Annotated in this window: 10 protein-coding genes; 3 read left to right on the top strand and 7 right to left on the bottom strand. The window is 50.4% G+C overall.

Going from position 1 to position 11,952, the window contains the following annotated elements; translation table 11 throughout:
* Window positions 1-65: 65 nt before the first annotated feature.
* The 4 genes from GmarT_RS17940 to GmarT_RS17955 all read right to left on the bottom strand — a co-directional run bounded on the left by GmarT_RS17940 (window position 66) and on the right by GmarT_RS17955 (window position 4,211).
* Window positions 66-1,271: a PQQ-dependent sugar dehydrogenase gene (locus GmarT_RS17940; RefSeq protein ID WP_002645542.1), complete on the bottom strand. Its 1,206-nt coding sequence runs from the start codon at window positions 1,269-1,271 to the stop codon at window positions 66-68.
* Between the two features lie 136 nt (window positions 1,272-1,407).
* Window positions 1,408-2,610 (bottom strand): NPCBM/NEW2 domain-containing protein, encoded by a 1,203-nt coding sequence (locus tag GmarT_RS17945; RefSeq protein ID WP_081459434.1) that lies wholly within the window; start codon window positions 2,608-2,610, stop codon window positions 1,408-1,410.
* A 33-nt stretch (window positions 2,611-2,643) separates the two neighbouring features.
* Window positions 2,644-3,741, bottom strand: coding sequence for a prenyltransferase/squalene oxidase repeat-containing protein (locus GmarT_RS17950; protein ID WP_230682473.1), 1,098 nt, complete (start codon window positions 3,739-3,741; stop codon window positions 2,644-2,646).
* A gap of 110 nt (window positions 3,742-3,851) precedes the next feature.
* Window positions 3,852-4,211 (bottom strand): hypothetical protein, encoded by a 360-nt coding sequence (locus tag GmarT_RS17955; RefSeq protein ID WP_002645538.1) that lies wholly within the window; start codon window positions 4,209-4,211, stop codon window positions 3,852-3,854.
* Between the two features lie 343 nt (window positions 4,212-4,554).
* On the opposite strand from GmarT_RS17955, the gene GmarT_RS17960 reads away from it, so the two are divergent.
* Complete coding sequence (locus GmarT_RS17960) at window positions 4,555-5,370, top strand: phosphoribosylformylglycinamidine synthase subunit PurQ (RefSeq protein WP_002645537.1); 816 nt, start codon at window positions 4,555-4,557, stop codon at window positions 5,368-5,370.
* Between the two features lie 37 nt (window positions 5,371-5,407).
* On the opposite strand, the gene GmarT_RS17965 is transcribed toward GmarT_RS17960, so the two are convergent.
* Complete coding sequence (locus tag GmarT_RS17965; RefSeq protein ID WP_002645536.1) at window positions 5,408-6,628, bottom strand: hydroxymethylglutaryl-CoA lyase-like TIM-barrel protein; 1,221 nt, start codon at window positions 6,626-6,628, stop codon at window positions 5,408-5,410.
* Between the two features lie 417 nt (window positions 6,629-7,045).
* On the opposite strand from GmarT_RS17965, the gene GmarT_RS17970 reads away from it, so the two are divergent.
* Window positions 7,046-8,770 carry a cation:proton antiporter gene (locus GmarT_RS17970; protein WP_044237174.1) on the top strand — a complete coding sequence of 575 codons (1,725 nt, stop codon included), beginning with the start codon at window positions 7,046-7,048 and terminating at the stop codon, window positions 8,768-8,770.
* A gap of 87 nt (window positions 8,771-8,857) precedes the next feature.
* On the opposite strand, the gene GmarT_RS17975 is transcribed toward GmarT_RS17970, so the two are convergent.
* Together GmarT_RS17975 and bshB1 are read right to left on the bottom strand one after the other, a co-directional pair.
* Complete coding sequence (locus tag GmarT_RS17975) at window positions 8,858-10,315, bottom strand: Gfo/Idh/MocA family protein (protein ID WP_002645534.1); 1,458 nt, start codon at window positions 10,313-10,315, stop codon at window positions 8,858-8,860.
* A 310-nt stretch (window positions 10,316-10,625) separates the two neighbouring features.
* Window positions 10,626-11,333, bottom strand: coding sequence for a bacillithiol biosynthesis deacetylase BshB1 (gene bshB1, locus GmarT_RS17980; protein WP_002645533.1), 708 nt, complete (start codon window positions 11,331-11,333; stop codon window positions 10,626-10,628).
* A gap of 214 nt (window positions 11,334-11,547) precedes the next feature.
* On the opposite strand from bshB1, the gene GmarT_RS17985 reads away from it, so the two are divergent.
* A complete protein-coding gene (locus tag GmarT_RS17985) occupies window positions 11,548-11,841 on the top strand; it encodes a hypothetical protein (protein ID WP_002645532.1) in 294 nt (97 codons plus the stop codon).
* Window positions 11,842-11,952: the final 111 nt, after the last annotated feature.

An 11,952-nucleotide genomic window follows, 5' to 3' on the forward strand; every position in this document is an offset into this window, starting at 1 on the left:
AAACCACGGAGCCAGTTATCTGGTCTGCCGTGGTTTTTTATTGGTTGTTGATTTCCGTGGACTCTCTATTTTGCTTTCAGCATGAAGATTTCACTGAAGGATGAAGAGAGAAACATTTCGCCATTCTGATCCGTCCCGAACGTCATCATCGGGATACTGGGAGATTCGATCACATGATTGGCGGTGACTTTTTTACTCTCAGCGTCGTAGTTCAACGCCCAGAATTTGCCGGAAACATAATCACCATAAATGTAAGCCCCTGCAATGGCGGGAATTGCTTTCCCGCGATAAACCGATCCCCCCGTGATCGATTTGCCGACTTCATGATTGTATTCCCAGATCGGTTCGATCAGATGTTTACGAGGCTCAACGCCATTCAGACCAAACGGGTGCTTCCCTTCGCGTACGGACCAGCCATAATTTCCACCTTTGACAATCAGATCAATTTCTTCCCAGATTCCTTGTCCGACATCGCCTGCCCACAGCACACCGGTTTTGGGATCAAAGGCAATCCGCCAGGGGTTTCGTAATCCGTATGCCCAGATTTCCTTGCGGATGGTGGGGAAAGTTGCTTTCTTCCCGTCTTCAAAGGGATTGTCTTTGGGAATCGCATAGTTCAATCCTTCCGACTTATGATCCACATCAATCCGGCAGATACTGCCCAGCACGCTGGAAAGGTTCTGTCCATTATGAAACGCATCTCCGCCAGCCCCGCCATCGCCAAAGGCGATATACAGCATCCCATCCGGCCCGAAAACGACTGTCCCGCCGTTATGATTCCAGGCAGGTTGTGCAACACGCATTAAAACTTCTTCGGAATCGGCAGCCGCTTTATCAGGATCATCTTTGGAAACCCGGAAGCGGGATATCACAGAATAATTATGTGATTTGCCCGGCGTACTGTAGTACACGAAAAATTCGCCATTGGATTTGTAATCGGGATGAAAAGCCAGTCCCAGTAATCCTTCTTCATTTTTCTTATCGTGATAAGACACACGTTCCGAAATATCGAGGAACAATTTGCCTTCTTCCAGATCTTCATCTTCCGGCGTATTGGGAACAACAAAGATTTTCCCTTTTTGCGCGGCTATAAACAGACGGTTCGAATCATCGCCTGCATGGGTTATTACAATCGGCCGGTCAATTTTCAGGTAAGGAAATACTTTTACAATCTTCACAGGCGCCGGAGAAGTATCGACCTGTTCTTCAGCAATCAGCGATGCAGTTAAACACAGCGTAAACAGAAACAGCAGAGTAGGAATGGATTTCATAAGATGTCTTCTTTGTAATGGTTTGAAATTAACAGGTGGGACAATCGTGCGAAGCTGCTAACCAGAATAGATAAAACCGTTCCATGATGCTACTGATTGACAAGTCAACTTTAGTGTGGCATTCAGAAAAACGGATTCACTCTGACCGCAACAGAACAGGACGCAGCCAGTTGACATGATCATCCATGTCAGCATTTTTACCAAACTCGACTTTCAGTATCAGTTCCTGTGCGCCAGTCATATCGATACGCGGGACCTCAACCATCCGCCGCTGTTCTTCTGAAAGGGACTTCTGAAAGACGACGCGCTGGTCCACCAGAATCAATACATCCACGTCTCCCCGCCCGGTCGTAGCTTCATCCAGACCTACCAGAGTCTGAAAACCGGAGTACTTTCCATCCAACTGGTATCGCAACTCGCTTGCGCTGTGCATCCCCAGGCCGGAGAAATATTCTGTTCCCTCAGTGACCAGAGGCCCGCGAAGTACATTTCGATTGCGTTGCCAATCCCATTTTCGGCTCAAATATGGAGTAAACTGGTAGGAGGCAGGGTTCACATCGGAGAGCGGAATCACCTTTCCCCCCTTTGGCGTAATAGTTTCGACCATGCTGATGGGACAAGTTAGACTGGCGCCGAATAAAGTTTTCGCCGCAACATGTTCCTGGCTCACTGCAAGTTCCGAAATGGTAACTCGAGTCCCATTTGTAAGAGTCAATACATAGCGCAATTGATCCGGCTGAGGAAAATTGACCAGCTCCGGGTTAAAACAGAAGCACTGGATTCCTCCGCGTGGAACAGAAGTTTCTCCTGCACTGGAGTCAAAGCGGAACGTTTTCTCATTGAAACTGATAAACTCTCCCTGCAGATGATCGCCATTTTTCAGAAAGAAGAGGTCGTCATTTTGTTTCTGTAAGTCTATTTTTGTCAGCAACTCGGTACGAGTGAAACGCGAAGCTGGCCAGTCAAAAAAAGCGGCCGTAACTGTCTCCAGCGGAACGCGCCATTCCGGCTGCCCCGGAAGCGTATTCATTTTTATCAGCAGATATTCCTCTTCAGAACGCACCAGATCGCCCAGAATCTGATCATGGTTTGCCAATCTCAGCATCCCCGTTTTTTTCCAGGGAAGTCGGTGATGGTCCAGATAGACACGAATGGTATCTGCGGCTGCGACAGTCTCACGTCCCGTCTTCATCTGCATGGTCAACTGGTTCTGCCTGATTTCTATCAGTGTCCCGTCCAGTTTTTTTCCACTGACCAGTTCCAGCTCCGCTGCCTGTATCTGGCTCTGAAATATGAGTCCTATGAGAATGAACAGAAGGCAGAACAGCATTGATCGCATGAGGTCACCAGGGACAATAAAAGCTGAAGATTTTCAACGCTGAAAGATGGGAATATTATTCCGGGGAATCTGCAGAACGATACACGACATGGCAGTACTGTATTCGACACAGTTGGAACTGTCCGGCCTCCAGCTGCCGCTGGACATCTGCCCGGAGATCAGCTCTTCGCGAATTGCCGAATACCAGCCTTCCCAGTAATTTTTTCCTGCCTGCCACATTGCCTGTACGGCGTAATATTGTCCGTAATAATAGTGACTGCCGCGGAAGTAACGCTGGTTGGGCAGATGCCGCATCAGATAACCCAGACCGTTTTCGATTTCTGGACCTTCGTAGATGCCTGCACTGTATAAGGCGACAACACCCGCAGCGGATCGGGGAAATTCGCTCTCTGCCTGACGCACCAGCTGGTAGCGAAATCCGCCATCCGGGTTCTGGCTCTGTTTCACATAGTCAATACAGCGATCAATCACATCTTTAGAAATAAAGATCCCACAATTCCGAGCCGCCCGGAGCGCCATGATCTGGCAAACGGTCACAGACAGATCCGCATCTCTACTCTCCGGCGTATATCGCCAGCCCCCTTTAGCATTCTGTGATTTCACAATCAGCTCGACTGCCTTTTCCAGTTTCGCACGCACATCTTTGCTGTGTGTCATCCCATAAACTTCAGCCAGAAATAATGTGGCAAATCCGTGACCGTACATCGGTCCATGGGAAATGCTGTCGGGTGAAATGATGTAGCCTGAAGGCTTGCAGGAAGCCAGAATGAAATCAACCGCTTTCTGCACTTGGATTCCATACTTACCTCTACCCGGTGTACTACCATCCGCGAGGAAAGCCATTCCACACAATGCTGTCACCGCGACATTGCTTTTAAAAGTAGAACCAGAACCAAAAGAACCATCAGTATGCTGTCGTTCTGCCAGAAACTGCAGACCACGACTGACGGCTGTCCGCGTTTGCAGGGTGTAATACTTTTTTCCCTGCGCATCGATTGAACGGTTAATCTCCGCCTGTGCCATCACATTTGCATGTCCACCTGCGATCATAAGACCTGAAACAAGCAGAAGTCTCGCAATGAGGGTACGAAAGACTGGTCGTTGTTCTTTGTGAAAAAATCGATATCGCAAAATAGCCACTGACCCTGAACAGAGTTGAAAGCTTCGCTTCATTTACACATTGTACGATATGTCAGGGTAATGAAAAGCTGTAGTCAGGAAAAACCGGTTCACGTAACCGATTAAGGTCGGATCACTTCCGGATATTTCGAGTTTCCATCCGACAATTGAGGCACGGGATGCAATGTCTCTCCCGGACGCGGCTGAACGTAAGGCCGTGTGCGAATAGACTGTTCGATCGCCAGTCGTGACTCGGTCCGTTGTGTACTGAAATCACGCGGACGCACGACATCTGGCCCCAGGGCACTGGATGGCAAAGGATCTTCCAGTTCCAGCATTTTCCTTTCTTCCATTTTATCGCTGCGTGTCATTGCCTGACGTCCCGAAAAAACACGGGAAATCCGCGTATTTGAAGCATTAATGCAGCCCGTACAGACAGGCAACAGCAATGCAATCAGCAACAATCGAACACAGGGATTCATAAAACAGGGTACTCAGAAAAAATCAGGCTGGCCCCTCAGGAAGAGAATCAAGCCGGAACGGGCTCTGGGATAAGGCAGGAACTATAACAGATCCAACATGCAGCGAATAGACCGGTTTTTCACTCATCTGTATTCGTTTCTTTGTCATAACCTGCTCGTATTTATCTATTTATGAATGTACAATCTTGATCAAAACTGCACGAATCAGGAAAACCTGCTTTTTCGAAGGCTAAGCGGCTGCTGACGCTGGAACTATAGCCGTTTTCGGAATAGCATCCTCAGTAACGAAGTGACAAGACTTCGCAAATTGAAATTGAATTGCAAAAGGATGAATTCTGCTCTTATGTCTACTCCTCCCAAAGTTTGTGTGTTACGTGCCCCTGGCACCAACTGCGATATCGAGACAGCACATGCATTTGATTTGTGTGGAGCCGAGTCCACCCGGATTCATCTCTTGAAACTCCTGAAAAATCCCAGCCAACTGAACGACTACCAGATACTCTGTCTCCCCGGCGGTTTCAGTTACGGGGACGATGTGGGTGCGGGCGTCATCTTTGCCAGCCATCTTCAGGGACAACTGGCTGATGTGATCGGGAACTTTCTGGCAGCAGATAAACTTGTTCTGGGGATCTGTAACGGGTTTCAGGTCTTGCTTAAAGCGGGAATCCTGCCTGGCGGTGCAGCAGGCTGGCCTCCTCAGGCTGACCAGTCCCGCGATGCCACCCTGACCTGGAACACAAATGGAAAATACACGTCACTCTGGGTCAACCTGGGAGTCGTGGCTCCTCAAAATGTGTTTCTGAAGGGAATCGATCAGATCGAACTTCCCATCGCCCACGCTGAAGGTCGCATTGCGGTCAATGACCCTGCCATCATCGAAGGCTGGAAAGCCAATCAACAGATCGCCATGTGTTACCGGGACGCCGGGGACACGGAAACCATGCTCCAGGAAGAAATCCTGCCCTACCCTGTGAATCCGAATGGCTCTGCCTGTAACATTGCAGCCCTCAGTGATCCTGCAGGCCGTGTATTAGGTTTAATGCCGCACCCGGAACGGTTCCTGTTCGCCACACAGCATCCTCAGTGGACGCGCCTGGGACTCACTGGTGAAGGAGCCGGTATGCAACTCTTCCGCAATGCCGTTAACTACTTTGTATAACCTGATACAATTCCCTGCTCGAATTCAGAGTTGGAAATCAGTCTGTCAGGTTTAACAACAGATCATCGTCGACAAGCTCTCCCTTCGGGAGTTCTTTGATGGCCTGTAATACCCGCTGCACAACCTGTTCATTGGGTTCTTTCCCCAGTTCGTGCAGCCGATGCAATATCGCTTTTCGGCCGCTATGACGCCCGAGCACCAGTCGAATCCCGGTTTCACCCACTGTTTCCGGTCTGTACGGCAGATAAGTATCAGGATTCTTCAACAGGCCATCCTGGTGAATACCTGCTTCGGTCGCAAAGATATTACTGCCGGCAACTGGTTTCATAGGTGACAGCGCAATCCCGGTCAGCTCTGCTACCAGTTTACAAAGTGGTGCCAGCTGAGAAACATCCAGTTGATGGGGACGCTGGTATTCTTCCTGGTGCAGATGCAGCGCCATTGCCACTTCTTCCAAAGCTGCATTTCCAGCCCGTTCACCGATTCCGTTAACCGTGCACTGCACCACATTCGCTCCGGCATCAATACAGGCCAATGTGTTCGCCACCGCCAGTCCCAGATCATTATGAAAATGGACTGCCAGCAGCACGTTTTCAATACCGGGTACTTCATCCTGAATCCGACAGATAAAGTCCTGCGCTTTCCAAGGCGTCAGAATGCCCACTGTATCCGGAAAACCTATAGTGGTTGCACCGGCGGCGATCGCTTCCCGGTAGACTTCGCATAAAAAATCCACTTCCGTGCGACTGGCGTCTTCTGGACTGAACGCCACAATGTCAAACTTCTCCGCTGCATACTGAATGCTGTCCACAATCAGTTTCAGTACTTCGGATTTACTTTTCTCCAGCTTGAACTGACGATGTAACGGGCTCGTACCACAAAACAGACTGACGCCGCGTTTGTGCGGGGGATTCCCTGCCAGCGCCTCATCAGCGGCATCCACATCACCTGGTAAAGTCCGACACAAAGCCGTTAGCACAGGCTTTTTGATCACCCCCACCATACTCTGGATGGCATCAATATCTGCCTGTGAGGAAGCTGGAAAGCCGGCATCCAGTGAGTGGACTCCCGCCGCTTCGAGGGCTTTCGCGATCTGCAGTTTTTCGATTGGATCCAGCGTCGCCCCTGGCATCTGTTCGCCATCGCGAAGTGTCGTGTCGCTGAACAGCACCGCTCCCGTGCGACGGTGATGCCTGATCACCGCCCGTTTGACCTTGTTCTTGATCTGCTTCTTGGCGCCGGAGAAAAACTGAAACATCAAATGCATCCATACAAAAGGAAGAGTCCTGAAATCGGAGTTGCCGCCGATTATAACTCCGTTTCACGTTTTATACAGTACTAGTTTTGATGTTCCAGATGGATTTCAAGCCACTCCTTTCCAATAACTCAAATTACACTTCTGTTTCGAAAAAGAGAGGCTCTGATCTAATGACAGTCATCAGTACTATATTCTATAATTCGCCCCCACCCTGTGCCATAAGTCGAACTGATAAAACCCGAATTGCACATTGAAGCAGTTGGCCCACCTGTCAGACAGGTCTACAATAACAGGCGCAGATTGATTACCAGACATGGAAGTTGACAGAGACCAAGGATCCGCCAGATAATGTTTTATCTCCCCTGCTGTAGTTTACTGCCAGAATTATTTCCTGTAATTGCTGTCTCAGATGGATCCATGTGGAAATCGCTGGCGAGCATTCTGCTCCTGCTGGGGGCAGCACTTCTGCTGGGAACTATCGCCGAACAACTGCGGCAAAGTGCGTTATTAGGATACATTGCAGCGGGAACACTGGTCGGACCAAATTTACTTGGCTGGGTTTCTAACCAGAAAGACATCTTCGACCTCGCGGAACTGGGGGTGGCGCTCCTGCTGTTTGCCATTGGCCTCGAATTCTCACTCCCCCGCCTCCGCCGACTGGGACGTGTCCCGTTACTCGCAGGTACTCTGCAGGTGTTTTTTACACTGCTGGCAGGCGCAATGGTGACGGCATTCCTGGGATTCTCTATTGCTGAATCCCTTGCCGTCGGAGCAATGATTGCGCTCAGCAGTACCGCCTGCGTAGTTCGGATGTTAAATGATCGTGCAGAACTAGACTCGCCCCATGGGCGAACAGCGTTAGGCATCCTGCTGGTTCAGGACATTGCCGTCATTCCCCTGATGCTGATTGTCACGGCTCTGCTCAATGGAGGAACCCCGGGCGATGTCATTCTCCAGTTGGGACTTTCCCTGGTCCTGGCGGCTGTCTTTGTCATCGTGTTTTATGGACTGTTCAATTTTGTCCTGCCGCGCGTGCTCGAGCTTTCTTCTCTAAGACGAAATCGTGATTTTCCAATTCTCCTGGCAATGCTGATGGCCGCTGGGTCTGCCTGGTCGGCGCACCAGCTCGGGCTCAGTCCTGCGCTCGGAGCGTTTGTCGCCGGTGTTTTATTGGCGATCTCTCCATTTGCCACTCAAATCCGGGCCGATATTCAGCCACTGAAAACCGTTCTCGTTACCCTGTTTTTTGCAGCGGTCGGCATGTTCGCTGACCTGACCTGGATTGCCGGTCACCTCGGGCTCGTGCTGGCGGTGGTCGCTGCGATCGTCCTGGGTAAACTGATTATCACATTCGGACTGGCTTACCTCTGTGGTCAACCATGGCAGTTTGCCCTGGGAACAGGACTCTGCCTGGCCCAGGTGGGAGAATTTTCGTTTGTGCTGGCAACCGTTGCCCACGGCGAACCGGGAGTCAGTATCCTCTCTGAATCCACCTTCCGCGCGATGATTGCTGCGACCATCGCAACTCTGTTGTTGACTCCCTATTTGATCCAACTGGCTCCAAGAGCTGCTGTAATGATTCGCCGACTAACGCAACCCAATCCATTGCCTCCGGCCGACCAGGTAAATGCCAGTTCAGTTGAAACAGAACCTGTTTCGAAAACGGATTCCGATTCCATTATCATTCTGGGTTTCGGACCTGCCGGACAACGGGTCGCCGGAGAACTGCTGCAGGTCGGTCTGAAGCAAATCGTCGTCATCGATTTGAACCACGAAAACCTCCAGATCGCCAGACAGTATGGACTGCAGGCACAAGTGGGAGATGCGACTCAGATCGAAGTACTGGAGCATGCGGGGCTTTACCGCGCGCGACTGGTGATTATCACCCTTCCCAGTCCAACAATATGTCGACAGATCATTCACCTGGTACGCCAGATGGCGCCGGGAACTTCTCTTTATGTTCGCTGCCGCTACCATCTGCATCACTGGCAACTTCTGGCAGCAGGTGCAGACGTGATTGTCGATGAGGAAGAACATGTGGGGGAATGCCTGGCACAACAGTTCCTTGATTCATCACTCTATCAGTTAATGAGTAGATCCTCGCGCGAGACAGAGGAAAACAGGGACGGCCATTCTCCCTGAGTTCTGGCTGGCTCTGCCTGACCAAAACAGGCCCCTCTATCACAAAGATTGAGGGGCCTGATCATAAATAATAGCGTCTGCAAAATCCTAAAGCTCGGCGGTAGTCGGAACCACGAATGGTTTACGATATTCGCGAGACAACATCGGATTTGCTGTGGAAGCCATGCCACCGGTAAAGGTTTCTGACTTGCTGTCCAGAGACAGTTTGGGGCCCATGCTGATTACGGTGTCATCCTGGTCAAGCTTGTTGTTGCCCAGGTGATCGCGGAATCGGCCCAGAGTTTCCAGGGCTTCACTGTCTCCCTTGAACTCGCCGGCAACTTCCTTCACAGGCATCTTTTCGCCAAGTTCGTAAGAGATGTTACCCAGATGGCATAGAGCACTGGAAACATGACCTTCTTCAATATCTGCATTCAAATCACTGATTTTACGGCTGCGAACAGCATCCACAAAGTTCGCAAAGTGGTCTGCTGATCCAGAGAATTTCTTGATCAGTTTTCCATCCAGGTCAAAGGCAGATGCACGGTTGTAGGAAGGAATCACAACGTAACCATCGGTTCCGTAGAAGATTACTCCTACTTTTGCACCACGGTAATCGTCGGTTTCCAGACCACGTACTTCGAAGACCAGTCGCTTGTCGCCAAACTGGTGAATACTGACCTGGGTATTCGCAACATCACCGGCATCGGTGTAACCTAAACGGCCACCATATGCCTGGACGCTGGAACCCACATTATCAACACCTAAACCCCAGCGGGCGACATCCATCTGGTGGATCCCCTGGTTACCCAGGTCACCGTTACCAGTTGGCGTCTGCCAGTGCCAGTCGTAATGGAATCGCTGACGGGTCAATGGTGCCATCGGAGCAGGTCCGAGCCACAGATCATAATCAACGCTGGCAGGGACATCGTAGTTACCCTTTGGTCCGATTGATTTACGACGTTTGTAACACGTACCACGGGCCAGTTTGACTTCGCCAATACCCCCCGCTTTCACAAATTCAACGGCGTCAATCAGACCGGGTTGAGAACGACACTGCGTTCCAGTCTGAACAATTTTATTGTGCTTGCGGGCAGCTTCCACAATGCGTCGACCTTCACTCACGTTGTGACTGACAGGTTTTTCACAGTAAACATCTTTGCCAGCCTGAATGGCCCAGATCGCTCCCAGGGCATGCCAGTGGTTGGGAGTCGCGATGCTGACGATGTCGATATCCTGATCGTCAAATGCTTTACGCAGGTCTTTGTAATAAGCTGGTTTTTTGTCTGTTTTCTTATAAACATTACCCACACCTTTCGTCATTCCGACGCTCTCGTCCGGATCCACGATGGCTACGATCTCGGTATCTTTCCGACCGGCGAAGGCATTCAGGTGAGACTGACCACGGCCATTCACACCCAGTAATGCGACCCGCAGCTTTTCATTCGGGCTGCTGGACTGTGACTCGGCTGCTGACAGCTGAGGAATCGAAGTGCTCAAGGCGGCTGCACCAGCGGCAGCAAACATCGATTGTTCAAGAAATTCGCGACGAGATTGTTGAGACATCTTCTTTTTTCTCCTCAATATATATTGTCAGAAAGGTAGGGTTGCACTGTGCACATAATAAGGCGGGGTTGAAACAAGAACTTCTCTGTGTATTCTGAAAGGGAATCAGATCGTATAGATCCGATGAACGCACCTTTCGTAATTCTGTGTTTCAAAATAAATTCTTAACACTCTTCATCAAAGTGTAACCGATGAAAGTACATATTTTCAAGGTTGATCCGAAAATCAGTGGTCAAACAGGCTTATTTTCTTTCTGAATCAGAGCTTTTTCATCGATTGAATTAATCCGCAGATCCAACCCTCTCTACGCTCATTCCGCAGACGTTAATGGTAGAAAACTTTGAATTCCGATCTCTTCCCGACTGGCAAAAGGTTCACCATATGCCCGATGAATCGTCCAGCCCCAGTAGCGTGCGCGGTCTCTGATGTCGTCCAAGACCGTCGGATGTTCCGTCGGACGCCCCGTGAGCATCTGACTTTCATAACACTGAACTGCCTGCATTTTCTGATCAATATGCTCAGAAATATCAAAAACGAAGCTCGGTTTCGGGTGAATCCGCAGATGGATGCTCCAGAAGTAATACATTTGAGGCGGCCAATATCGCTCCCCCGGCATGTCCGTTTTGCTCAGCTTTGCCCAGAAGCGAGCCGCATCCACCAGTTGGCTGGCTGAGACATGATCGGGATGCACATCTTCCCAGTACGGCCCCAGAATGATCCGCGGACGCTGTGTCCGAAAGACTATCGCCAGTTCACGCCGTGCCTCCAGGTTCGATTCCAGACTCCGGTTCGGCAGTCCCAGATTCGCGCGCCAGTCCAGATTCAGCACGGCCGTTGATGCTGCCGTCTCCTGCTCCCGAATCTCCGGGCTGCCATAAGGCGTTGGTTCACCGTTGGTTAATTCCACAACCCCTACTCGCATCCCCGCTGATTTACAGGCCAGAATCGTTCCCCCCACACTGATTTCCGCGTCATCGGGATGCGGAGCCACAACAAGTACATCTAAAGCAGAATCCACGTAAACTCCTTCATAGCAGGGATCAAAACCACCTGAGCCCCACCGCTACAAACAGGGGTAGACTCAGTTTTCAAAATCATTAAAATGCTGCACTCTCTCTCACGGGGATCTCCCCCCACTCAATAATTATCACATCCAATCAGGTGACCATCAATCTTAACGGTTCAGGACCAGCTTGTCCTCATCCGGCGTAGATTGTATGGAGGAACATCTCATGAAATCGTTGATTTTGACGTGTCTCGTCCTCTCTCCCGCGTTATTCTTCGTGACAGGCTGTAACGCCATCATGCAGCCTATCTCTGAACTGAACCGTGAAACCATGCGGGTCTTCAAACCCAAACCATTCGATGCAGACTGGAGCGGTGAAGAAGAAATCGACCAGTGGAGCTACGTCGGCGATGAAGCACGCGGCGATCGCCCGAAAGAATCCGATCCCGATGGCTGGTGGCAGAAATATGTCATGAGCAATAAAGCCCGTAACATCGAGCGAAACCTGGGAATCGAATAGTCCGCACTTCTGGAACACATCACATTTACCATCGCCTCTCTCGATCTATGCTGCTCCGTTCCAATAGAACGGGAGACGCTTTCGTAAAACTGGATTCAGTTTAAATTCATT

This window comes from Gimesia maris (assembly GCF_008298035.1).
GTDB lineage: Bacteria > Planctomycetota > Planctomycetia > Planctomycetales > Planctomycetaceae > Gimesia > Gimesia maris.